Origin of the sequence: Pseudomonas palleroniana, assembly GCF_003031675.1 — a bacterium.
In the GTDB taxonomy this organism is placed as follows: domain Bacteria; phylum Pseudomonadota; class Gammaproteobacteria; order Pseudomonadales; family Pseudomonadaceae; genus Aquipseudomonas; species Aquipseudomonas palleroniana.
Map to the genome: position 1 here is coordinate 233,676 of NZ_PYWX01000011.1, position 24,076 is coordinate 257,751.

General features: G+C 62.5%; 20 protein-coding genes. 6 read left to right on the top strand and 14 right to left on the bottom strand.

Annotated features, from left to right (window positions below):
* Positions 1-73: 73 nt before the first annotated feature.
* The 3 genes from C9383_RS04025 (at position 74) to feaR (ending at position 3,153) form a co-directional block, all read left to right on the top strand.
* Positions 74-1,573: an APC family permease gene (locus tag C9383_RS04025; protein WP_060756854.1), complete on the top strand. Its 1,500-nt coding sequence runs from the start codon at positions 74-76 to the stop codon at positions 1,571-1,573.
* Positions 1,518-2,099 (top strand): DUF3156 family protein, encoded by a 582-nt coding sequence (locus C9383_RS04030; protein ID WP_235863246.1) that lies wholly within the window; start codon positions 1,518-1,520, stop codon positions 2,097-2,099. The genes C9383_RS04025 and C9383_RS04030 overlap by 56 nt, the downstream gene beginning before the upstream one ends.
* A gap of 112 nt (positions 2,100-2,211) precedes the next feature.
* On the top strand, positions 2,212-3,153 hold the full coding sequence (gene feaR / locus C9383_RS04035) for a transcriptional regulator FeaR (protein WP_090369927.1): 942 nt from the start codon (positions 2,212-2,214) through the stop codon (positions 3,151-3,153).
* A gap of 132 nt (positions 3,154-3,285) precedes the next feature.
* On the opposite strand, the gene C9383_RS04040 is transcribed toward feaR, so the two are convergent.
* The 5 genes from C9383_RS04040 to C9383_RS04060 are packed head-to-tail and all read right to left on the bottom strand — an operon-like array spanning position 3,286 to position 7,353.
* Positions 3,286-4,038 (bottom strand): SDR family oxidoreductase, encoded by a 753-nt coding sequence (locus tag C9383_RS04040; RefSeq protein WP_090369929.1) that lies wholly within the window; start codon positions 4,036-4,038, stop codon positions 3,286-3,288.
* On the bottom strand, positions 4,031-4,831 hold the full coding sequence (locus tag C9383_RS04045) for an SDR family NAD(P)-dependent oxidoreductase (protein ID WP_090369931.1): 801 nt from the start codon (positions 4,829-4,831) through the stop codon (positions 4,031-4,033). The genes C9383_RS04040 and C9383_RS04045 overlap by 8 nt, the downstream gene beginning before the upstream one ends.
* Complete coding sequence (locus C9383_RS04050) at positions 4,824-5,645, bottom strand: molybdenum cofactor biosynthesis F family protein (RefSeq protein WP_090369933.1); 822 nt, start codon at positions 5,643-5,645, stop codon at positions 4,824-4,826. The genes C9383_RS04045 and C9383_RS04050 overlap by 8 nt, the downstream gene beginning before the upstream one ends.
* A gap of 12 nt (positions 5,646-5,657) precedes the next feature.
* Positions 5,658-6,023 carry a cupin domain-containing protein gene (locus C9383_RS04055; protein WP_090369935.1) on the bottom strand — a complete coding sequence of 122 codons (366 nt, stop codon included), beginning with the start codon at positions 6,021-6,023 and terminating at the stop codon, positions 5,658-5,660.
* A gap of 31 nt (positions 6,024-6,054) precedes the next feature.
* On the bottom strand, positions 6,055-7,353 hold the full coding sequence (locus C9383_RS04060; RefSeq protein ID WP_090369937.1) for an NAD(P)/FAD-dependent oxidoreductase: 1,299 nt from the start codon (positions 7,351-7,353) through the stop codon (positions 6,055-6,057).
* 207 nt (positions 7,354-7,560) lie between these two features.
* Here C9383_RS04060 and hpaR point away from each other — a divergent pair, with 207 nt between their 5' ends.
* Positions 7,561-7,989: a homoprotocatechuate degradation operon regulator HpaR gene (gene hpaR / locus C9383_RS04065; RefSeq protein WP_090369939.1), complete on the top strand. Its 429-nt coding sequence runs from the start codon at positions 7,561-7,563 to the stop codon at positions 7,987-7,989.
* A gap of 80 nt (positions 7,990-8,069) precedes the next feature.
* Here the strand turns inward: hpaR and hpaI are convergent, their stop codons facing one another.
* The 8 genes from hpaI to C9383_RS04105 all read right to left on the bottom strand — a co-directional run bounded on the left by hpaI (position 8,070) and on the right by C9383_RS04105 (position 15,351).
* Positions 8,070-8,870, bottom strand: coding sequence for a 4-hydroxy-2-oxoheptanedioate aldolase (gene hpaI, locus C9383_RS04070; protein WP_090369941.1), 801 nt, complete (start codon positions 8,868-8,870; stop codon positions 8,070-8,072).
* 16 nt (positions 8,871-8,886) lie between these two features.
* Positions 8,887-9,690 carry a 2-oxo-hept-4-ene-1,7-dioate hydratase gene (gene hpaH / locus C9383_RS04075; protein ID WP_090369943.1) on the bottom strand — a complete coding sequence of 268 codons (804 nt, stop codon included), beginning with the start codon at positions 9,688-9,690 and terminating at the stop codon, positions 8,887-8,889.
* 11 nt (positions 9,691-9,701) lie between these two features.
* On the bottom strand, positions 9,702-11,006 hold the full coding sequence (locus C9383_RS04080) for an MFS transporter (RefSeq protein WP_090369945.1): 1,305 nt from the start codon (positions 11,004-11,006) through the stop codon (positions 9,702-9,704).
* Between the two features lie 132 nt (positions 11,007-11,138).
* The gene (locus C9383_RS04085; protein ID WP_090369947.1) at positions 11,139-11,531 is read right to left on the bottom strand and encodes a tautomerase family protein; all 393 of its coding nucleotides are present in this window, start codon (positions 11,529-11,531) and stop codon (positions 11,139-11,141) included.
* A gap of 15 nt (positions 11,532-11,546) precedes the next feature.
* Positions 11,547-12,404 carry a 3,4-dihydroxyphenylacetate 2,3-dioxygenase gene (gene hpaD, locus C9383_RS04090; RefSeq protein ID WP_090369949.1) on the bottom strand — a complete coding sequence of 286 codons (858 nt, stop codon included), beginning with the start codon at positions 12,402-12,404 and terminating at the stop codon, positions 11,547-11,549.
* A gap of 48 nt (positions 12,405-12,452) precedes the next feature.
* A complete protein-coding gene (hpaE, locus tag C9383_RS04095; RefSeq protein ID WP_090369951.1) occupies positions 12,453-13,913 on the bottom strand; it encodes a 5-carboxymethyl-2-hydroxymuconate semialdehyde dehydrogenase in 1,461 nt (486 codons plus the stop codon).
* Positions 13,914-13,918: 5 nt separating this feature from the next.
* Complete coding sequence (locus C9383_RS04100) at positions 13,919-14,689, bottom strand: fumarylacetoacetate hydrolase family protein (protein ID WP_090369953.1); 771 nt, start codon at positions 14,687-14,689, stop codon at positions 13,919-13,921.
* Complete coding sequence (locus C9383_RS04105; protein ID WP_090369955.1) at positions 14,686-15,351, bottom strand: fumarylacetoacetate hydrolase family protein; 666 nt, start codon at positions 15,349-15,351, stop codon at positions 14,686-14,688. The genes C9383_RS04100 and C9383_RS04105 overlap by 4 nt, the downstream gene beginning before the upstream one ends.
* Positions 15,352-15,479: 128 nt before the next feature.
* Between C9383_RS04105 and hpaA the strand changes: the two genes are divergently transcribed.
* The gene (hpaA, locus tag C9383_RS04110; RefSeq protein ID WP_090369957.1) at positions 15,480-16,340 is read left to right on the top strand and encodes a 4-hydroxyphenylacetate catabolism regulatory protein HpaA; all 861 of its coding nucleotides are present in this window, start codon (positions 15,480-15,482) and stop codon (positions 16,338-16,340) included.
* A 44-nt stretch (positions 16,341-16,384) separates the two neighbouring features.
* On the opposite strand, the gene C9383_RS04115 is transcribed toward hpaA, so the two are convergent.
* Positions 16,385-17,179 carry a helix-turn-helix transcriptional regulator gene (locus C9383_RS04115; RefSeq protein ID WP_090372358.1) on the bottom strand — a complete coding sequence of 265 codons (795 nt, stop codon included), beginning with the start codon at positions 17,177-17,179 and terminating at the stop codon, positions 16,385-16,387.
* A gap of 484 nt (positions 17,180-17,663) precedes the next feature.
* On the opposite strand from C9383_RS04115, the gene C9383_RS04120 reads away from it, so the two are divergent.
* The gene (locus tag C9383_RS04120) at positions 17,664-23,933 is read left to right on the top strand and encodes a non-ribosomal peptide synthetase (protein WP_090369959.1); all 6,270 of its coding nucleotides are present in this window, start codon (positions 17,664-17,666) and stop codon (positions 23,931-23,933) included.
* Positions 23,934-24,076 lie beyond the last annotated feature (143 nt).

A 24,076-nucleotide genomic window follows, 5' to 3' on the forward strand; every position in this document is an offset into this window, starting at 1 on the left:
GGGCAAGACGAGCAACTCGGGTGGGGCGCAGAGTGCCGATACATTAAAAAAAACCGTTTTCGAGGGCCCCACCATGTCGAGCAACGACCCACTCACCGCGCACCTCAACCGGGGTACGGTAGGTTTTCCCACCGCGTTGGCCAGCACCATCGGCCTGATCATGGCGAGCCCCGTGATACTCACCGCAACCATGGGGTTCGGCATCGGCGGCAGTGCGTTTGCCCTGGCGATGCTGATCGCGGTGGTCATGATGCTGGCCCAGGCGACCACCTTCGCCGAAGCCGCCGCGATCCTGCCCACCACCGGTTCGGTGTACGACTACATCAACTGCGGCATGGGGCGTTTTTTTGCGATCACCGGCACCTTGTCGGCCTACCTCATCGTGCATGTGTTCGCCGGCACCGCCGAGACCATCCTCTCCGGGGTCATGGCCTTGGTGAATTTCGAACACCTCAATACCCTGGCCGAATCCGCTGGCGGTTCATGGCTGCTCGGCGTGGGCTTCGTGATGGTCTTCGGCGTGCTGAATGCCTTCGGCGTCAGCGCGTTCGGCCGTGCGGAAATCATCCTCACCTTTGGCATGTGGACCACCCTGATGGTGTTCGGCGTGCTCGGCCTGATCGCCGCCCCGGCGGTGCAGTTGGACGGCTGGTTCGGCGCCTCATTGGTGGGCACGGACCTGATCACGGTGCTGTCACTGGTGGGCATGGCGATGTTCATGTTCGTCGGCTGCGAGTTCGTCACACCCCTGGCGCCGGACCTGCGCCAATCGGCCAGAGTGATGCCCCGTGCGATGATGCTGGGGCTGATGGGGGTGGCCACCTGCATGTTCATCTACGGTGCGGCGATGAAGCGCCAAGTGGAAAACGTGGTGCTGGATGCGGCGTCCGGCCTGCACCTGCTGGACACCCCCATGGCCATTCCCAAATTCGCCGAGCAGGTGATGGGGCAGGTCGGCCCACTGTGGCTGGGCATCGGCTTTCTGTTTGCCGGGGCGGCGACCATCAATACCCTGATGGCGGGTGTGCCGCGCATCCTCTACGGCATGGCGGTGGACGGTGCGCTGCCCAAGGTCTTCACCTACCTGCACCCGCGCTTCAAGACGCCGCTGCTGTGCATCCTGGTGGCGATGCTGATTCCCTGCCTGCACGCACTGTACCTGGGCGGTAACACCGACAACATCATGCACCTGGTACTGGCGGCGGTGTGTGCGTGGAGCTTTGCCTACCTGCTGGTGACGGTATCGGTGGTGATCCTGCGCATTCGTCGCCCGGATTTGCCGCGTGCCTACCGTTCGCCATGGTTTCCGTTGCCGCAGATCGTATCGAGTATCGGCATCCTGTTGGGCATGTGGTTTATCACACCGCCCGGCATGCACCCGGCGGACATTTATGTGCCATTTGGCGTGATGCTGGGCGTGACGGCGGCGTATGCATTGTTCTGGACCCTCGTGGTGCAGAAGGTCAACCCCTTCAAGCCGGCCTCCGTGGAGGAGGTGCTGGCCAAGGAGTTCAGCAATGAACCGGGGCATCTCCATGACGGCTATGGCGACTTTGCGGCAAAAACTGTTTGAGCTGTTGCGCGCCGACCGCGCCCCGAGCGGCTATCGGCCAGGGGTGACCCTGGCGCATTTGCGACGCAATCTTGGGCTGGCCACCGAAGTGGACGGCTTCGCGTTTGAGATCGTCGAGCGCACCGAGGCGCAGCTGTTGATGCACTTGGTCATGACCGAATTTGTCCTGCAAGTCCCCGCTGGGGCAGGCGGCGCTGGGAGTTTCGAGGTGCAGCATGGTGGCGCGATTCGCCGCACTGGTCTTCGTGTGCGGCGCCGCTGCGGCGACCCGGCACTGGGCCGTGAGTTGCAGGCGCGGTTGCAGGCCGACGAGGCGCTGTACCAGGCGCTGATGCCACTGGATTTCAAGCGCTTGCGCCTTGAACTGCGCGACCGGCAATGGACCGTGCGGCTGGAACATATGGGCGGCAGTGAAGTGGTCAATCGAATGCCGGCGTTTCGGCGTTATATCGCCCTGAGCCCGGTACAACGCGGGCATTTGCTCGCGACGTTGGCCGGGTTGCCACGCGTGTTATCGAACCTCTGATTGGCATCATTAGTGCTTCTGCAATGGCAGACAGGTTGTTGTTGCGCGTATATAGATAACATGTTAACTATTGCGCCAGAACAACAAAAAGAAGCCATTGCGGAGACACCCCATGAGCATCCCACAGCATGCACACGATGGACTCGACAGCTGGAACAGCGAACTGCGCGCTGCGTGCGGCCACTTCGATACCGAACTGGCGTTCAACCGCTCGCTGTTCATCGGCGAGATCCATAACCTGCCACGTGGCCTGGCTATCCTGCGCACCAATGCTGGGCTGATCACGCGCCCGGCGCACCACGCCGACCACGATAATGACCAGGAGTGTTTCCTGGTCAGCCAGCGCAGCGGTTACTCGCAAATCGTCCAGAACGGCCAGACCCTGCAACTGGCCCCCGGCGAGATGCTGCTGATGGATTCGGTGGGCTCTATTGAAATCACCCCCTTCGGCCTGATTGAACATGCCTCGCTGTCTCTCGCGCGCGCCGAGGTCTGCAAACACGTGGGCGGTGATGCACGTGCCTTTGGCAAGATCTCCTCGACCAAGGCCTGTGGGCGCATGCTGCACGTGCTGATGGACCAACTGTGCAAGGACGACAGCGAAGACGGCGGGGGTGAAGTCGAGGCGTTGCAAGCGGCGTTCGTCTCGCTGCTGAGCTCGGCCCTGGAGCAGGGCGATGAGTGCTGCGAAGGCGTGGCGGCGCTGCACGGCAACAACCTGCGCAGCTATGTGCAGAAGGTGATTGATGAGTCACTCAGCCAGCCGGGCCTGAGCCCGATCGGACTGGCCAATCGGCTCAACATTTCCGTGCGCCAGTTGTACCGGTTGTTTGAAGAACAGGACGACAGTGTCTGCCGTTATATCCAGCGGGCGCGGCTCAAGCGCAGTGCGGACGATTTGACTAACCCGTTCCTGCGCAGCGAGTCGATCACCTCGATTGCCTACAAGTGGGGCTTTACCGATTCGGCGCACTTCAGCCGATCGTTCAAGAAGCAGTTTGAGGTGTCGCCGAAGGATTTCAGATCAAGCCGGATGCAGGCGGTGGGAGCATAAAGACATTCGCCAAAACAAACTCGATCCCATGTGGGAGGGGGCTTGCTCCCGATAGCGGTGGATTAGTCAGTCCTTGTATTGACTGACCCACCGCTATCGGGAGCAAGCCCCCTCCCACATTCGAATCGCATTTCAGACCTCCGGCAAGGTCGAGCCACCATCTACCACCAGGGTCTGCCCGGTGATATAGCTGGCCAGATCCGAGGCCAGGAACAGCATGGCCCCGGCAATATCCGCCGCCACACCCAGGCGCCCCAGGGGTACGCGACGGGCGATGCTGTCAGTCACCGAAGCGTCGCCCAGATTACCCATCGCCGCAGTGGCGATCATGCCGGGCTCCACGCCATTGACCCGCACGTTCAGCGGTGCCAGCTCCAGCGCAGCATTGCGGATAAAACCGTTGACCCCGGCCTTGGACGCCGCGTAATGACTCAGCCCCGGGTAGCCGACCCGATTGCCGGTGACGGACGACGTGACCAGCACACAGCCCCGGCCTTGTGCGCGGAACATCGGCAACGCCGCCTGGGTCAGCCAGAACAGCGCCGACAGGTTGACCGCCAAGGTGCGCTGCAGGAGTGCCGGGGTGATGTCTTCCAGGGCGGTCAATGGAAAATACCCGGCGTTGTGCACCACGGTATCCAGCCGGGGCAGCGCCTGGACGCAGCCCCGCACCGCCTCGGCCTCCGCCAGGTCCACACCCAGCGCTTGGACGTCATAACCCTGCGTGCACAGTGTCGCGGCCACTGCCTGGGCCTGCGCCAGCAGGCGGTCGGCAATCACCACCCGTGCGCCGCGCCGGGCAAAAGCCTCGACGATGCCACACCCGATGCCTTGGGCGCCGCCGGTAACCAGCACCACTTGCCCGCTGAATTCCAGGTCATTCATGGGCGCTCTCCAAGTGTGCGAAAGCCAGCGTGGGAACGTCTACGATGCTGGAACCACCGTCGGCCACCACGGTGGCGCCGGTCATGATCGAGGCATCGCTGGACGCCAGGAAGCGGCACACCTTGGCGATTTCCTCCGGCTGGGCGGCCCGTCGCAAAGGGACGTCGGTGCATACGCGGGCATAGGCCTGCTGCAAGGTATCGCCATAAGCGTCCATCAACGCTTGCATCTCCGCATCGGCCATGGGCGTGTGTACCCAGCCCGGGCACACCGCGTTCACCCGCACGCCGTACGGCCCGTAATCGCGCGCGAGGGAGCGATTGAGCCCGAGCAACGCATGTTTGGCCGTGGTGTAGCCGCACACTTCAGGCCCTGCGGCCAACGAGGCGATGGAGCCGATCAGCACGATGTTGCCCGTGCTCGCCTGCAGCAACGGCAAACAGGCGCGGGCACTGTAGAACGCGCTGTCGAGGTTACTGCGCAGGGCGTCTGCCCAAGTGGCGGGGCGGGTCTGGGTCGCGCTGCCCAGGCCATGGCCACCGGCACAGGCCAGCAGCACGTCGAGGCGCCCGTAATGCTCATGGATCTGCTGGATAAAGCCGTCCCAGGTGTCCGGGCAGGCGGCGTCGCCCACCAGGATCAGCCCACCGGTTTCGCGTGCCACCTGCTCCAGCGGCTCACGACGCCGGCCGACCAGCACCAGGCGTGCGCCGTCCTCGGCATACATCCGCGCGCAGGCCGCGCCGATGCCGCTGCCGGCGCCGGTGATCAGCACCGTGCGCGGCTCAGTCACGGGGGTATTCCGTGCGGTTGAGGACCTGGCAGTACGAGCTGACCGGGAAGTTCGACAGCGCATCGAACGACGTCCCGGCATAGCCGAAAATCTTGCCGTCGCTGCGGTGCTGTTGCAGATCAATCAGCACCAGGCCGAGGGTGGGCACGATCTTCTCCTGCCATACAAACAGGTACAACTGCTCGGCGATCTTGTAGTAATGGCAGCGGTCGGTGTCGCACAGGCCTTGCTCCACGCCTTTGAGGCACTGCCACGCGTAGAAGCGCTCGTTGAGGTAGATGTGCTCATAGACTTCGCTGGGGCTGTAGCGATATTGGTTGCGCAGCCCCACCAGCTCGGCGGTAGGTGCGTGCGGGCAATGACCGTCCTGCCAGGGGCGGTCGAGGCTGCCGTGGAGGAAGTCTACCTGCACCGAGGTCAGCGGTTTGCCGGCCAGGGCACGATGGTAAAGGCCTTCCTGGGTCTGCTGTGGACTGGGCAGGCTGCCGATCACGGCCGTGAACGACGCTCCCGCAACATCCAGCACCAGGCTGATCGACCAGCTTTGCCCGGCTTCGTGCTTGATGAAATCCACCAGGTACAGCCCTGGGCGGATCGAGGTGGCGCGGTAGGGCGCGCTGCCGCTGGAGTGCCCATCGGCGGCATGCCAGGCCAGGCGCTCCGGCTCGAAACGATGCTCGATCTGCCAGCCATTGGCGAAGTGCAGGGTGAACGTCTGGCCGGCCAGCTCGGCCAGGTTCGGCAGGATAAAGGCGTGCGGGGCGAAACCGTCGGCCAGCGCGCCGACGGTGATCCAATCGGTAGAACTCGTCATGGCAACGCCTCCTTACACGACGGCGAAGTAGTGTTTGACGAAACTCTCGCTGACCACTTCCCACAACACCGGCGTGCCCTTGGTCACGAACCAGCTGTCTCCGGCCTTGTAGCGCGCCGACTGGCCGGTGGATTCATCGGTCAGGATCACCTCGCCGGTCAGGAGGGTGGCTTGTTCGGCGAACGGGTAGATCATGCGGAACTTGCCTTGGGTCGTGCCGAAATAAGCGCTGCTGACGGGGTCGGTCGGCGCGCCGAATGTCATCTTGCCGAAGGCGCGTACTTCGCCTTCGAGAATCTGCGAGCCGAGGTCGGCCACACTGCCCCAGGCGTCGAGTGCCGATAGCTGGACGTCGTGTTTGAGGGTGGTAAGGGTCATGGCAGTTGCTCCTGATGAGTAAAAAGGGGGATTAGCGGCGCCCGTTCCAGTAACCGGAAAGTTGGTGCCAGGATTTGCCCGCCGTCAGCAGCAATGGGCGGATAGCGTCCTTGCCGATGATGGTGGGGCGATGAATGGAACTGACCAGGTCATAGCGCGCCGAGCCTTCGCTCATGCCTTCGGCCAAAACCTTGCAGATGATGTGGCTGGGCGTTACGCCAAAGCCTGAGTAGCCCTGCACGAAAAACGCATTGCTGCGCCCCGGCAAGGTGCCGATCTGCGGAAACAGGTTGGGGCTGCACGCCATCGGGCCGCCCCAGGCCAGGTCGATTTTCACGTCCTTGAGGTAGGGGAAAATCTTCAGCATCAGGTGCCGGTTCCAGGCCTTTAGGTCGCGGGGAATATGTTCCACCAGCGGGGTGGCGGCGCCGAACAGCAGGCGGTTCTCGTTGGTCACGCGGTAGTAGTCGATCACCGGGCGGATGTCGCTGTAGGCCCCGCGAATCGGGCTGATGCGCTGGATCAACTCTTCGGGCAACGGCTCGGTCATCATCTGGAACGCGTAGGTGTTGATGGTCGAGCGATGCAGCTCCGGTTCCAGCTTGTTGAGGAAACTGTCGCAGGCCCACAACAACTTGCTGGCGCGCACCGAACCGCGCCCGGTACGCACGGTGATGCGCTCGCCATAGCGGACTTCCAGCGCCGGGCTGTTCTCGAAAATCCGTACGCCATGGCCGGCCAGGGCGGTGGCTTCGCCCAGCAGCAGGTTCAGCGAGTGCACATGCCCGCCGCCCATGTGCAGCAGGGCGCTCGTGTAGGCGGTGGAGCCGATGATCTGTTGCACATCGCTGCCGCCGAGAAAGCGGATCTCGTGCTGGCTGTTGATCGACTTGAAGTCTTTTTCCCAGGCGCGCAGGGTTTTTTCCTGGCGGGCGTTGAAGCCCATGTAGCCGTAGCCGTGGCAGAAATCCGCATCGATGTTGTACTTGGCGATACGGTTCTTGATGATGTCGGCACCCAGGTCGCTGATCTCGAACACTTGGCGCAGGCCGTCTTCGCCGACATCCTTTTTGATCTTCTCCAGGTCGTGGCCGATGCCGGCCATGATCTGCCCGCCGTTGCGGCCAGTGCCGCCGAAGCCCAGGTAGCGGGCCTCCAGCACGACGATGTTGGTGATGCCTTTTTCCGCCAGTTCCAGGGCCGTGTTGATGCCGGAGAACCCCCCGCCGATCACCACCACATCGGCGTCGATATCCTGTTCCAGGGTGGGGAAGCTGAGGTTGTATTTCTTGGTCGCGGTGTAATACGTCGGGGTTTCGATGTTGATCATGGCGTAGCCTGAAAAAGTGAAGGAAGGCTCTAAAGCGGATGCCTCCATTAGGGCCCCAGACGGGATGGAAGTCTTGACGCTGCGTGCCCAGGCATTTGATTCAGAGCGCCACGGGCGGTGCGATCAACAAGTTATAGCGCGCTCGTCGGCAGGGAATGCTAGAGTTTCGTTAAATTATTAACTAAATACCTCGTGACCCTGATCCCTATGTCCAAACCTCGCCAGTCCCTGACCTTGACCCTGCTGCAAGCCCGCGAAGCAGCAATGAGTTTCTTCCGCCCGTCCTTGAATGAGCACGGCCTGACCGAACAGCAATGGCGGATCATCCGCATCCTTGAGCAATATGGTGAGCTGGAGATTTACCAGTTGGCGGAACTGGCCTGCATCCTCAAGCCGAGCATGACCGGCGTGCTGGTGCGCATGGAAGCCGCCGGCATGGTGCACCGGCGCAAAGCCGAGCAGGACCAGCGCCGCGTACTGGTGACGCTGGCCGACAAGGGCAAAGCGAGTTTCGAGTCCATGAGCCAGTGCATGGAGGCCAACTATCAGCGCTTGCAGGATCAGTTGGGCGAAGAGAAGTTCGAGGCCCTGTTGGGGCTGCTGGAAGACTTGAAGAACATCAACCTCAAGCGCTGAATCATTGCCCCTCCCACTGAGAAGCAAAATGTGGGAGGGGGCAAGTCGCGTCGTCGCACCGCCCCTCCCACACGGGATTATCAGTACACCCCGCCAAGCGTTGCGACCGCTGGAATGCTTTTGAATTTTCCGGCCAACGCCTGCAACCCGCGCATCAACACCGTGGTATCCACCCCCACCGCCACAAACGTAGCGCCCAGTTCGATATAGCGTCGCGCCAGGCGTTCATCGGCACTGAGAATCCCCGCCGCCTTACCTGCCTGCGTGATGCGGACGATGGCGTCTTCGATCGCCGCCTGCACCTCAGGGTGCCCAGGATTGCCCCGATGCCCCATCGATGCGCTCAAGTCCGCCGGGCCGATAAAGACACCGTCGACTCCGTCGACGGCGGCAATCGCGTCCAGATTGGCCAGGCTCTCGCGGTTTTCGATCTGCACCAACAGGCACATTTGCTCATCGGCTTTGTCGAGGTAGTCGGGGATGCTGTTCCAGCGTGACGCCCGGGCCAAGGCACTGCCGACCCCGCGAATACCATGAGGCGGGTAGCGCATGGCGCGTACCAGTTCCCGGGCCTGGGCGGCACTTTCCACCATCGGCACCAGTAACGTCTGGGCGCCGATATCCAGTAGCTGCTTGATCAGCGCGCTGTCACCGATCACCGGGCGAATCAACGCCTGGCCAGGGTAGGGCGCCACGGCCTGCAACTGGCCGAGCATGCCCTGCAAGGGGTTGGGCGCGTGTTCGCCGTCGATCAACAGCCAGTCGAAACCGGCGTTGGCGGCCAGTTCCGCGCAGTAGGCGTCGGCGAGGCCGAGCCATAGGCCGATCTGTACTTCGCCGTTGAGCAAGCGGTGTTTGAAGCGGTTGACGGGCATGTCCATGGCAATCCTCCAGGGCTCAGACGAAACGGCAGGCAATCGACCCGAGCAGGTCGTAGTCGACATGAAAGGTATCGCCAGGGTTGGCCGCCACCGGCCGGGTAAAGGACCCCCCCAGGATGATTTGCCCCGGCAGCAGCGTGACGTCGTACGGCGCCAGTTTGTTGGCCAGCCACGCCACCCCCTTGGCCGGGTGGTTGAGCACCGCCGCCGATACGCCGGATTCCTCGATCACGCCATTGCGGTACAGCACCGCCGGCACCTTGCGCAGGTCGATCTCGGTGGGGCGCACGGCGCGGCCGCCGAGTACCACACCGGCATTCGCGGCGTTGTCGGAAATGGTGTCGAACACCTTGCGGGTCGTGTGGGTGTGGGGGTCGACCTGCTGGATGCGTGCGTCGATGATCTCCAGGGCCGGGATCACCCACTCGGTGGCGTCGAGTACATCGAACACCGTGCAGTTCGGGCCTTTGAGGGGCTTGCCGAGGATGAATGCGAGTTCGACCTCCACCCGCGGCACGATGAAGCGTTCGAAGGGAATGTCACTGCCTTCGTCGAAAAACATGTCATCGAGCAGCACACCGTAGTCGGGCTCGGTGATGTTCGACGAGACCTGCATGGCGCGCGAAGTCAGGCCGATCTTGTGGCCCTTCAAGGTGCGCCCGTCCTTGATCTTCTGCGCGACCCAGGCGCGCTGGATCGCGTAGGCATCCTCGATCGTGATGCCCGGGTAGTCGAGGGAAAACTGGCGTAGCTGTTCGCGGCTGCGTTCGGCTTGGTCCAGGCGGTTGGCCGCCTCGAGGATTTGCTGGGAGTCGAGCATGGCAATGGTCTCTAGTGTGGGTTGACGATGGCGGCGTGGGTGCGCAGCACCAGCAGGCCGCCGAAGGCGATAAACAGGGCGAGTCCATACAGGGCCAGGCTGGCGCTCTGAGTGGCGTCGCGCATCCAGCCGATCAGGTAGGGCGCGAGGAACGCGGCGATGCTGCCGAACGAGCTGATCATGGCAATACCGGCCGCCTGGGTGGTGTTGGACAGAAACGCCGGCGGCAACTGCCAGAACATCGGCAGGGCCGCACTGGCGCCCATGCCGGCCACCACCAACCCACCCATCACCAGTAACGGGTTGCCCGGCGCCAGGCCGGCCACGGCAATGCCGACGGCGGCCATCAGCAGCGGTATGCACAGGTGCCAGCGGCGCTCGCGATGACGGTCGGAAGACCGCCCGCAGCCGATCATGAAACAGCAGCCGGCCAGATACGGCACGGCACTCAACAAGCCGACCTGGCTGTCGCGACCAATACCGGCGCCGTGGATCAGGGTGGGCATCCAGAACGCGAGGGTGTTCACCGCGAGCATCACCGCAAAATACACCGCCACCAGCAGCCACACTTGCCGGTCACGCAGGATGCCGCCGAATGAGGTGATGGTCTTGCGCTGTTCTTCGCTGCTGAGTTGGGCACGCAGTTGTTGTTTTTGCTCGAGCGTCAGCCAGTCCACCGAATCGAAACCCTCCGGCAACCACTTGAGTACCACCAGCCCGAGGAGCACCACCGGCGCGCCTTCGATCAGGAACATCCACTGCCAGCCGCGCAGGCTGCCTACGTCGTGGAAATTTTCCAGGATGGCACCGGAAATCGGCCCACCCAGGACTCCGGCCATGGGCACCGCAATCGCAAACAGCGCGGTGACCTGAGCGCGACGGCGCGCCGGATACCAGCGGTTGAGAAACACCAGGATGCCCGGGAAAAACCCCGCCTCGGCCACCCCCAGCAGAAAACGCAGCACATAGAAGCCACGGGCACTCTCGACCCACAACATGCCGGTGGACAAAAGCCCCCACACGATCATCAGGCTGGCGATCCAGCGCCTCGGGCCAACCCTGTCCAGTGCCATGTTGCTCGGCACGCCGAACAGCGCGTAGGCGATAAAGAACAGCCCGGCGCCGAAGCCATAGACCGTATCGCTGAAGTGCAGGTCGCTGCTCATCTGCATCTTGGCAAAACCGATGTTGATGCGGTCCAGATGGGCGAACAGGTAACACACCAGCAACAGCGGCATCAGACGCCAGGTGACTAAACGATGGGTGCGGTCGTGCTCGGCCAGTACGCGGCCGGCAGTGGAATGGGCTGTGCTCATGATGTTGTACTTTTTATTTGTAGGAGCGAGCTTGCTCGCGAAAAACCTCAACAAAACGCAATGCCCCTGGTTACCCACGGTGCTTGTGGGATCTTCGCGAGCAAGCTCGCTCCTGCAAGGACTGCGTCCGTTTCAGTTCGCCGGGTTGTTCAGGAACGCATGCACGTTGTTCTGCTTGAAGTTGAGCTGTGGGTGCAGCTCGACCATCTCGAACGACAGCGCCAGCAAGCGCTGCGCCTGCAGCTCGGCGAAGTGCGCGGTGATCAGCGCAAAGACCGCCTCGGCCATCGCCTGGCGCGTGGCCAAGTCGCGGCCGTGGCCAACCTTGAGCGTCATGTGCACAAAGGCGTAGTCGTGCTTGCCATCGGCCATGCGCCAGGTGTCCAGGCGTACACCCCGGCTGCGGATACCGCCAAGGGGAAACACGCCACTGTCTCCCAGCACGCGATGGACTTTTTCAAACAGGCCGGGCAGGTCGGCCTGTTGTTCGAGGTTGTCGGTGTACTCGGCGATAAAGTGCGGCATGGCTTGCTCCCAGGTTTACAGCGGGAAAATCGCGTTGATCTGGCCGGTGCCCGAGCTGCCGAACGGCGGCGTGATGATCTCGGCGGGCTGGGCATATTCCGGTCCGCCCAGCAGGCCCAGGAGCATGGCGGTGTCGTGCATCTTGCCTTCGCCGAAGCAGTGTTCGGCGTAATCGGGCAACATCGCGCAGAACTCCTTGAAGCGGCCTTGCTTCCACATTTCCACGACATGCAGGTCCATCTGCTTGTCGAATTCGCGGGTCCAGTTGTGGATATTCGCTTCGGCCTCGCGGTCGTCCGAGAAACGGTGCGACAGCGAGCCGGAGGCCAGCACCAGGACCTTGCGGTCACTCTTTTCGATGGCTCGGCGCACGGCGGCGCCGAACGTGAAGCTGTCCTCCAGGCGATGCCAGGCGCACCAGGCGGCGATGGAAATGACCTGGAGTTTTTCAGCCTCCGGCACGTCCATGTGCATGTAGCGCATGGGCACCAGCGTGCCGTATTCCAGTTCCAGGCTGGGGATGTTATGGGCCATGCTGCGCACACCGGCCAGGTTGGCCTCGGCGGCGATCAGCTCTCCCAGCTCAGGGCAGCCGGGGTAGGCGTAGTCCATGTTCTTGATGAAGTGCGGCAGCTCGTTGCTGGTGTAGGTCCCCTGGAACTGTGCGCCGCAGTTGACGTGATACCCACTGTTGACCAGCCAGTGCACGTCGAATACCACGGCGGTGTCGGCGCCCAATGCTCGAGCGCGACGGCCGATTTCCTTATGGCCGGCAATCGCCGCTTCGCGACAGCCATGATGTTTGCCGGGCAGTTCCGACAGGTACATCGACGGTACGTGGCAGATTTTCGCTGCCAGAACTACTTCGCCCATGATGATTCTCCTGAGTCATTATTCTTGTTGGAGTGCAAACGTCGGTGGCTATACGCCCCAACGCGGGATGTGATGGCTGCCCATGGAAATGCACACGTTCTTGATCTCGGCAAACACTTCAAAGCTGTACTGACCGCCTTCGCGGCCGGTGCCGGAGCCTTTGACCCCGCCGAACGGCTGGCGCAGGTCCCGCACATTCTGGCTGTTGATAAATACCATGCCGGCCTCGATTCCGTGCGCCAGGCGATGGGCCTTGCCGATATCCTGGGTCCAGATGTAAGAGGCCAGGCCGTATTCGGTATCGTTGGCCAGTTGCAGCGCCTCGGCCTCATCCTTGAAGGGAATCAGGCACACCACCGGGCCGAAGATTTCTTCCTGGGCGATGCGCATCTTGTTGTGCACATCGGCAAAGACGGTCGGCTGGATAAACTGGCCTTTGCTCAAATGCGCAGGCAAGTTGGCCGGACGCTCCAGGCCTCCGGCGAGCAGGGTGGCACCTTCTTCGAGGCCGATCCGGATGTAGCCGGTGACCTTGTCATAATGCGCCTGGGTGATCATCGAGCCGACCTGGGTCTTCGGGTCTTGAGGGTCACCGACGATCAAGCGCTTGGCACGAGCGGCAAACTCGGCGACGAATTGCGGGTAGACGCTTTCCTGGATAAAGATCCGGCTGCCGGCGGTGCAACGTTCGCCGTTCAGGGAAAAGATGGTGAAGAGCGCGGCGTCGAGGGCACGTTCAAGGTCGGCATCTTCAAAGATCAGCACCGGCGACTTGCCGCCCAGCTCCATGGAGTACTTTTTCAGGCCGGCGGTCTGCATGATTTTCTTGCCGGTGGCGGTACCCCCGGTAAAGGAAATCGCGCGCACGTCCGGGTGGCGCACCAGCGCATCGCCGGCAGTCGCGCCATAACCCTGGATCACATTGAGCACGCCGTTGGGAATCCCGGCTTCCACCGCCAGGCGTCCGAGTTCATTGGCGGTCAGCGGTGACAGCTCCGACATCTTCAACACCGCCGTATTGCCCAGCGCCAGACACGGTGCGGTCTTCCAGGTGGCGGTCATGAACGGCACGTTCCACGGCGACACCAGCCCGCACACGCCTACCGGTTGGTAGAGGGTGTAATTGAGCATCTGATCGTCGACGGGGTAGCTATGGCCGTCCATGCGTGTGCAGACCTCGGCGAAGAAGTCGAAGTTATGCGAAGCGCGTGGGATCAGCACGTTCCGGGTCTGGTGGATCGGCAGGCCGGTGTCGAGGGTTTCCAGCTCGGCCAGGCGCGGCACGTTCTGCTCGATCAATTCGCCGAGCTTGCGCATCAACCGGGCGCGCTCCTTGGCCGGGGTGTTGGCCCACTTGGGGAACGCCTCTTTGGCGGCCGCCACCGCTTGGGCGACCTCTGCGGCCCCGCCACTGGCGACTTCGCCAATGGCCTCGCCGGTGGCCGGGTTGTAGTTGATGAAGGTGTCTTTGCTTTCGACCTCACGGCCGTTGATCCAATGTTTGATCATGCGGTTCACGCCTCTTTCCGGGCGGAGAAAAAGTCCGCCTCGCTGACAATTCGGTTGACCAGGCGGCCTACGCCTTCGACTTCCACCACCACTTCATCGCCTGGCACTACGTCGGCCAGGCCCTCGGGCGTGCCGGTGGCGATCATGTCGCCGGGCTGCAGGGTCATGAAGCTGGACAGGTATTCGATCAGGTAGGGAATATCGAAAATCATGTCGCGGGTATTGCCGGTCTGGCGCAGTTCACCGTTGATCCAGGTGCGCAGGGTCAGGTTGCCGGGGTCGGGCACGTCGGCCACATCGACGATCCACGGGCCGACCGGCGTGGTGGCGTCGCGGTTTTTCACGCGCAGGTTGGGGCGGTAGTAGTTTTCCAGGTAGTCGCGGATCGCATAGTCGTTGCACACCGTGTAGCCCGCGAGATAGTCCAGGGCCTCGGCGCGCTTGACGTTGCGTGCGGTCTTGCCGATGACCGCTACCAGCTCGCACTCGTAGTGCATGTAGGCGATGTTGTCCGGGCGCCAGGTGACCTCACGATGGCCGGTGTAGGTGCCCACGGACTTGATGAATACCAGGGGTTCGGTCGGCGGCTTGAAGGCCAGCTCGGCGGCGTGGTCGGCGTAGTTCAAGCCGAGGGCGAACATGGTGCCGGTAGCCGGCGGCAGCCATTGCACCTGATCTTCCGCGACCCGGCGGCCATCGTTCAGGCGCACGCTGTTATCGGCCTCGACCTGGACGGCGTGGGTTTGACCTTCAAAGCGGATGCGGGCGTGTCTCATGCTTGATTCTCCGCTTGGACATGGCTGACCAGGTGGCCCACGCCCTCGATCTCGACTTCAACCCGGTCGCCTGGCTGCACATCCACACGGCCTTGCGGGGTGCCGATGATCAGCACATCGCCCGGGTGCAGGGTCATGAACTCGCTGATCTCGGCGATCAATTGCGCAATGTCCCGCACCCAGTTGGACGTGGAGTTTTCCTGGCGCAGCTCACCGTTGACCCAGAGTTTGAGACTCAACTGATTGGGGTTGGCGATTTGATCCCGTGGCACCACCTGCGGCCCCAAGGCACAGAAGCCATCGCGGCATTTGGCTTTGACGGCAGGGCGGTAGTAACTGTCTTCCGGCAAGCTGAACTCATTGACCACCACATACCCGGCCACATGGGTCATGGCGTTTTCCAGGCTGACGCGGCTGGCGCGTCGGCCGATCACCACACCCAGCGCAGGCCCCGGTTGCAGGCGCTCTCCTGCGGGGTGCAGGACGACACCGTCGTGCTCATTGCGCGTATTGGGGGTTTTGATGAATAGCACCGGCTTGGACGGCGGCTTCTGGTAGGGCGCCTGTTCGAAGGCGGCGAGATGCTGGTCCAGCAGGCCCTGGTAGTTCAGCGCAACGCCGAACAGGGTGCCGCTGGCAACATCATGCAGGGTACGGCTCATGCGTTTCTCCTGACGGTGGCGACGGCTGCATCGGCCGTTCGTTAATTTGTTAACGTTATAATTAATATGTTAACTACCGTCAAGCGTGGCAAAATCCAGCGACCGCTCAATAACAAGAAGAGAGCAGCGTGAAGCCGATTCCCAACATCAATATCGGGCAGGTCTACGACCAGCGTTACAGCGATGCCGAGGTGCATTACGACAAGCTCGCCAACCTGGCGGGATTTTTCGGGCGCAACATGCCTGTGCATCGGCATGACCGGTTTTTCCAGGTGCATTACGTGAAAAGTGGCGCGGTGCGGGTGTATCTGGATGACCGCCAGTTCGTCGAGTCGGGGCCGATGTTTTTCCTCACGCCGCCCACGGTGCCCCATGCCTTTGTCACTGAAGCCGATGCCGATGGGCATGTGTTGACGGTGCGCCAGCAATTGGTCTGGGCCTTGATGGAAGCCGACCCCAGCCTGACTTCAGGTGCCGCCTGCGTCACGTTGACGGAGGATGCCCAAGGGCTGGATCAACTGTTTGAAGCCTTGAGCAGCGAGATCAACGCCGAATGGGCAGGGCGCGCCGCCGCGCTGGATAGCCTGACCCGCCTGATCATGATTCGCCTGCTGCGGCTGTGCGCCCACTCGCTGCCGGCGCGCCCGACGCGGCATGAGGACCTGCGCATCTTCCATCGCTTCAACGAACTGATCGAAGCCCACTATTTGGAGCACTGGCCATTGGCGCGTTACGCCGAGGGGATCGGCGTCACCGAAGCGCGCCTCAATGAGGTCTGTCGGCGCCTGGCCGACCTGCCGTCCAAGCGCCTGATCCTGGAGCGCCTGATGCAGGAAGCCAAGCGCCTGTTGCTGTTTACCGGCAGCTCCGCCAATGAAATCTGCTACCAGTTGGGGTTCAAGGACCCGGCCTATTTCAGCCGGTTTTTCCTTCGTTACGCACAGCTGACTCCGGGGGAATACCGGTTGCGGCAGTCGGGTTTGCGTTGACGCTCCACGCGCCATGCCCAGCGCGGCGAAAGTCCATCAGCTCATCAGGCGCCAACCATCCATTTGGCCAGGCCATGGCGGCCACTGACGCCCAACTTGGCGGCGGCACGCTTGAGGTACGTTTCGATCGAGCTGTTTTTCACGCTGAGTTTTTCCGCCATTTGCGGCACGGTGCCGCCGGTCAACAGGCCAAGGCAGACTTCCTGCTCCCGGGCGGAGAGGGTGATGTCACTGAGCGACAAGCGCTTGTAGAACTCACGCTGCAACTGTGACTGCTCCATCAGGTTTTGGCTCGGCTCGGCCTCGGTGTCGGGTGCCTGGCGCAGGAGTTGCGCATGCCGCTCCATCAGCGGTAGCAAGGTGTCTGACAGACTCTTGAGAAACGACAATTCGGCCAGGGAAAATCCGCGCTGGGTCGCTTGGCGATACAGTGAAATCACGCAGCGCCGATTGCCCTGGCGCGACACCAGGTTGCACTGGTGCGAGGTGCCCAGCGGATGAGTGCTGTCGGCCTTGGCCTTCAACTGGATCAGCAGCGGGTCTTGCATGCGCAGCATCTCGCGCAGCAGCGGATGATCCTTGAGCGGCTGCAAGGGCTGGGGCGCGCACAGGTCTTGTTGCAGGCCGGCGCTGCCCAGCAACGTGATATCCAGCACGTTGTCGCGCAGTTCATCGAGGGTCCATTCACTCAGGTCCACCAAGTGAATCGGTACCCACTTGTCCAACAGGTGCAGCATGTTGGCGGCGAAGCTCGTGTGGCCGCTGTTGGAAATCAACTCACCCAATTCAGCATAGAAATGCGGGTTTTCCGTGTTGCCAATACTACGGGGCAGACTCATAGCCATCTCATCCTTGATGTCGAAAACCGTCAACGGACGCCCCGGGTCTGGAGGGACGTGCCGTACTCCTTGAACGCAGCTCGGAGTTCGAGATTTTATTTAGCCATAGCGAATTGTCCTACGTATGTAGCGGAAACGAGGGACACAACCTGCCATAAAAACGGTGTCATTAATTCGACGTTTCTGAAGGTGTATTCCGACAGAAAAAAGCCGAAGGTGATTTTTAGAGTTATTTAACTACTTGATATTTAAGTGAAATATTAATTTTAAATAGAAATTTTAGACAAGTGGCATCGGCTGGATATAGCCAATGTCCTACACAGCTTTAATCGTTTCAGTAATGAACCATCAGCGAGGTCCGTTGGCGTGCAGGAATGTCCGGGTTTGGGGTGACAGACGTCCCCGGCCCTGCGTGCTCCAATCCGGACAATTCGTCGTAATGGACTTCCTGCGCGGCCAGTGTTGACCCCATGAGAAGGATCTTATGAAGTATCTCGACAGCCTGCCGGTCAGTTATCCCCTCACCGCCGCCCAACAAGACATCTGGCTCGACCAACTGCGGGTGGGCGACTCGCCGCTGTACAACATCGGCGGTTATGTCGATTTTGCGGGCCCGGTGGTGCCGGGTTTGATCCAGCGTGCCGTCGAGTTGCTGGTGGCCAAGCACGATGCGTTGCGTACGCAACTGCACAGCGATGGCAATGGCTTGCCCCGGCAAACCTTCGCCACCGCCTTGACGACCGAAGTGACGCTGCATGACTTCTCTGCACTGCCCGACCCCAAGGCGGCTACCCAGGCCCTGATGCAGGCCACGATGTCTCGGCCCTACGCCATGACCGGCGAGCCGCTGTTTCGCTTTTTTTTGGTCAAGCTGGACGATGATCACTATCGCCTGGGCACTCAGGCCCATCACCTGATTCTCGACGGTTGGGGCTTTGGCCAGATGCTGCAATCCCTGGCTCGGCTGTACACCGACCTGCAGCACGGCCGGTCACCTGAGCTGCGAGCGCCGTCCTATATCGACTTCATCGAGGCTGACCTGCACTACCATCAATCCGCCCGCTACGCCCGTGACCGGGACTACTGGCTGGACAAATACCAACTGCTGCCCGAGCCGCTGCTCACCCCCCGGTTGAATACCCCGGCACCGAGCAACACCCTGCTGCAACCCTTCCCGGTGTCGCTGCTCGATCGTATGGAACGCGTGGCCAACCATTACCAGGCCTCGGCGTTTCACGTGTTGCTGGCGGCGTTGTATGTGTATTTCACCCGCACCCATCAGCGTGATGACTGGGTGGTGGGGCTGCCGATTCTTAATCGTTCCAACGCACGGTTTCGTTCCACGGTGGGCTTGTTCACCCAGGTGAGTGCGGTGCGTTTTCAGTTCAGTGAGCAGTTGCCGTTCAGCGCACTGGTGCGCGGTGTGCGCGATCAGCTCAAGCGGGATTTTCGCCACCAGCGTTTCCCCTTGAGTGAAATGAACCGCGAACTGGGCCTGCGCCGCACCGATCGCGGCCAGTTGTTCGACCTGTCGGTGTCCTTCGAACAGGACGACCATGACCTGCGCTATGGCCAGGTCCAGGCCCGGGCGATCAAGGTCTCCAACCATCACGAACCGTTGCCGATCGCCATTCACCTGCGCAGCAACCGCTACCAGGACACGGCGTGCCTGCATTGCGTCTACAACGAGGCGTACTTCCAGCACGACGAGGTACAGGCGTTGGCGCAGCGCTTCACCTGGCTGCTGGAGCAGGGGCTGGAAAACACCGAGTTGACGCTCGCGCAGTTCTCATTGGTGACGCCGGCCGAACAGGCACAGCTGCAACGCTGGAATGCCACCGCGCAGCCCAACACCACGCCGCAGACCCTGCACCGGCGTATCGAAGCCCAGGTGGCACTTACGCCCCAGGCCGTCGCGGCGGTGTGCCAAGGGCGGCAACTGAGCTACCAGCAGCTCAACCAGCAGGCCAATGCGTTGGCCCATCAACTGTTGGCGCACGGTGTGGAGCCGGATGATCGCGTGGCGATCGTGGCCCGACGTGGCCTGGATACCTTGGTGGGGCTGCTGGCGATCCTCAAGTCCGGCGCCTGTTATGTGCCGATAGACCCGGCTCATCCCGCCGAGCGCCTGAACTACCTGTTGCACGACAGTGCCCCGGTGGCCGTGCTGACCCAGCATGCTCTGCTGCATCGGCTGCCTGCCCTGGACGTACCGGTGCTGCTGCTTGATCGGCCGACGGTGCACTTGGGCGACAACCCGCGGGGGGCGGCCGGCGCGTCGAACCTGGCCTATGTGATCTACACCTCCGGTTCCACGGGGTTGCCCAAGGGCGTGATGGTCGAGCATCACACCCTGTCCAACCTGGTGGACTGGCATTGCCAGGCGTTCAAGCTACAGGCCGGCAGCCACACCGCCAGCGTGGCCGGGTTCGGTTTTGACGCGATGGCCTGGGAGGTCTGGCCGGCGCTGTGTGTGGGCGCGACGCTGCACCTGCCACCGCCCCAGGAAGGGGCTGAAGACATTGATGCCTTGCTCGACTGGTGGCGTGCGCAACCTCTGGACGTATGCTTCCTGCCCACGCCGGTGGCCGAGTACGCCTTCAGCCGGCAGCTGGAACACCCGACCCTGCGCATCCTGTTGATTGGTGGCGACCGTCTGCGCACGTACAGCCGAGCGCAAACCTTCGAGGTGGTCAACAACTATGGCCCCACTGAAGCCACGGTGGTCGCCACCAGCGGGCGCGTCGAAGTGGGCCGGTCGCTGCATATCGGCGGGCCGATTGCCAATGCCCGCGTGTACTTGCTCGATGCGCAACAGCGCCAGGTGCCCGTCGGCGCGACGGGGGAGTTGTACGTTGGCGGTAAAGGCGTGGCGCGTGGCTATCTGAACCGTCCCGAACTGAGTGCCGAGCGCTTTCTCGATAACCCTTTCGACGAGGGGCGCCTCTACCGCACCGGCGACCTGGCGCGCTGGTTGCCTGATGGCAACCTTGAATACCTGGGGCGCAACGACGACCAGGTGAAAATCCGTGGCGTGCGTATTGAACTGGGGGAAATCGAATCTGCCCTGGCCATGCATCCGGCGGTTCAGGACGCGGTGGTGCTGTATCGCGAGGGGCAATTGCTGGCGTGGTTCGTTGCGCGGCATCCGGTCGATATCGACGCGTTGCGCGCGCATCTGCAAGGGTCGCTGCCTGACTACATGCTGCCCGCGGCCTACGTGAAGCTCGACGGGTTGCCCCTGACCGCCAATGGCAAGCTCGACCGTAAAGCGCTGCCTGCGCCGACCCAGGCTGCTTTCATCACGCGCGCGTTCGAGGCACCGCATGAGGGCGTGGAAACCACCCTGGCGCAGATCTGGGCCGACCTGTTGCACGTGCAACAGGTCGGGCGTCACGACCACTTCTTCGAACTGGGCGGGCATTCATTGCTGGCGGTGCAACTGGTGCAGCGCATGCGCCAGGCCGGGTTGCGGGCCGATGTGCAGGTGCTGTTCGGCCAGCCGACCCTGGCCGCACTGGCGGCGGCGAGTGCCGGCAGTGACAGCGAGGTACCGGCCAACCGGATTGCAGCGCACTGCACCCAGATCACCCCGGACATGCTCGCGCTGGCCGAGCTGGACCAGGCGAGTCTGGAGCGCATCGTTGCCGGCATTCCGGGAGGCGCCGCCAATGTGCAGGAAATCTACCCGCTGGCGCCGCTGCAGGAAGGCTTGCTCTATCACCACATCACCGACGAACACGACCCGTACCAGCAACACGCGATATTCAGCTTTGCCCGGCGCGAGCAGTTGGACGCGTTTGCCCAGGCCCTGCAACAGGTGATCGACCGCCACGACATCCTGCGCACCAGCCTGGTGTGGGAGGCCCTTGAGCAGCCGATGCAAGTGGTGTGGCGCCAGGCTCACTTGCGCGTCGAACCCCTGCGTGAACAGTGTGAGCCCCTGGACTTGCGCCAGGCGCCGCTGATGGCCCTGGAGTATGCCGAAGACCCTCGGCAGCAAGGCTGGACGGCGAGGTTACGCTTCCATCACCTGGTCAATGACGCTACCTCGATGACGGTCCTGGCCAACGAAATCCGCGCCCACATGCTCGGTCAACAGGCACAGCTTGCGCCGCCGGTGCCTTATCGCAACGTCGTGGCACAGAGTCGCTGTGCGGCACAGCAGGCCGCCCACGAGGCGTTTTTTCGCGAGCGGTTGGCGGATGTCAGCGAGCCGACCCTGGCGTTCGGTCTACAGGAACATCAGCTGGACCGCACTGAAATCGAAGCCTTCGAACGCTCGGTGACGGCCCCCCTCAACCGGCGTTTGCGGGCGCAGGCCAGTGCGCTGGGTGTGAGCGCCGCGAGCCTGTTCCACTTGGCGTGGGCCCAGGTGCTGGGTTGCGTATCCGGCCGCGATGACGTGGTGTTCGGTACGGTGCTGCTGGGCCGCTTGCAGGCGGGCGAGGGCGCTGACCGTGCACTGGGTATGTTTATCAACACCTTGCCGTTGCGGGCGTGCCTGGCCGGCAAGACCGTGGTCGAGGCGTTGGGCGACACCCATGCGCAACTGAGCGCCTTGCTCGTTCACGAGCAAGCGTCCCTGGCGTTGGCGCAACGTTGCAGCAGCGTGACGCCGCTATTCAACAGCCTGCTCAACTATCGGCATACCCCTGGCGACAAGGACTTTGACCTGGTGCCGGGCGTCGCCCTGGTCAGCAGTGAAGACATCGTCAGTTATCCGCTGATGATCAGCGTGGACGACACCGCGAGCGGTTTTCAGCTCAAGGCGATGGCGCCACGCGAGGTCGGTGCCGAGCGTTTGCTGGACTATCTCGACACCGTATTGAACGGGCTGGCGCAGGCACTTGAGCAGGCCCCGCAAACGCTTTTGAGCGAGGTGCCGGTGTTACCCGCCAGCGAGTTGCGCAAGCTGTTGGTGGAGTTCAACCCCGGTCACGTCGACTACCCCACGACTGCCACCCTGCAAGGGTTGTTTGAAGCCCATGCGCGACACACTCCGCAGGCCATTGCGGTACAGGCCGATGCCGGCCAACTGACTTATCGCGAGCTCAACGAGCGCGCCAACCAATTGGCTTTTCACCTGCGCGAGCGTGGGGTGCAAGCGGATTCGCGGGTAGCGTTGTGCGTCGAGCGCGGGTTGGAACTGGTCGTGGGCTTGCTGGCGATTCTCAAGGCCGGCGGCGCCTATGTGCCGCTGGACCCGGGCTTTCCAAGCGAACGCCTGGCCTACATGCTCAAAGACAGTCAACCCGTAGCGCTGCTGGTACACGCGGCTACGCGCGAGTTATTGGGTGAAGTCTCGCTCCCGGTCATCGACTTCGACCGTTGTGCCTGGAGCCACGCACCGACCGGCAACCCCTTGGTTCCCGGCCTGAGCGCCGCCAACCTGGCCTATGTGATGTATACCTCCGGCTCCACCGGCACGCCCAAGGGCGTGATGGTCGAGCATCGCGGCCTGTGCAACCTGATGCAGTGGGCTTGCCGATTGTGCCCGGACGCTGCAGGGGGCGCCTTGCTGCAAAGGGCTCCATTCAGTTTCGATGGCTCGGTGTGGGAGCTGTTCTGGCCGTTGACCCATGGCATGCGCCTGGTGCTGGCACGGGTTGACGGTCATCGCGACCCGGCTTACCTGGCTGAGGTGATTCGCACGCAGCGCATCACCGTGATCCAATTTGTACCGGCCATGCTGCAGCAATTTCTCGAACTGGAAGCGTCGGCGTTGTGCAGCAGCCTCACCGACGTTTTTTGCGGCGGTGGTGAACTCACCGAAGCCTTGGCCCGCAGCGTCCGGGCGCGCTTGCCCCAGGTACGCTTGCACAACGTCTATGGCCCCACCGAAGCCACGGTCGACAGCTGCATCTGGACCCTGCAACCCGATGCGCCGGTGCCTGCCCTGCAGTTGCCGATCGGGCGGGCCATCAGTAACACCCGCCTTTATGTGCTGGATCAGCACGACAGGCCGGTGCCGCTGGGTGTCAGCGGTCAGCTGCATATCGGCGGCGTCGGCGTAGCACGAGGCTACCTGGGGCTGGAGCAAATGACCGCCGAGCGCTTTATCGACAGCCCGTTCGTACCCGGTGATCGGTTGTATCGCACTGGCGACCTGGTGCGTTACCTGCCGGACGGCAACCTGGTGTTCCTGGGGCGCAATGACTTTCAGATCAAGCTGCGCGGCGTGCGTCTGGAGTTGGGCGAAATTGAAGCCTGCCTGGCGGCGCACCCGGCACTGCGTGAAGTGGCGGTACTGATTCGCGATGAACGCCTGGTCGCCTACTTCACCCTGCGCGCCCCGGCGCCGAGCCTGGAAGCCTTGCGTGCCCATGTGCTGGAGCGATTGCCGGAATACATGGTGCCGGCCGCCTTTGTGCAATTGAGTGAATTGCCCCTCAACCCCGCCGGCAAGCTCGACCGCAAGGCCCTGCCGGAGCCGGGGTTGGATGCCGTGGTCAGCCGTGCGTATGAGCCGCCGCAGGGCGAGGTGGAAACCGTGATGGCGGGCATCTGGGCCGACGTCTTGAAACTCGAGCGGGTAGGGCGCCACGACCATTTCTTTGAGCTGGGCGGGCATTCCTTACTGGCGGTGAGTCTGGTGGCACGCTTGCGCAAGGCCGGGTTGGAGGTGGATGCACGCAGCTTGTTCAGCCAGCCGACCCTGGCGCAACTGGCGGCCCGTACAACGGCCAGCGTGCAGCGCGTGGAAGCCCCCCAAACGGCCATCCCCCAACTCAACCGTCGTCGCCGGATCTGAGGATTGGCATGCAGTGTGGGAGGGGGCTTGCTCCCGATGGCCTGCATAGCAGGCCATTTTTGAGGCCGCTGCGCGGCCTATCGGGAGCAAGCCCCCTCCCACAGTGACCGCGTTAATCCTTAACTAACTGGCATTTGTAGTGG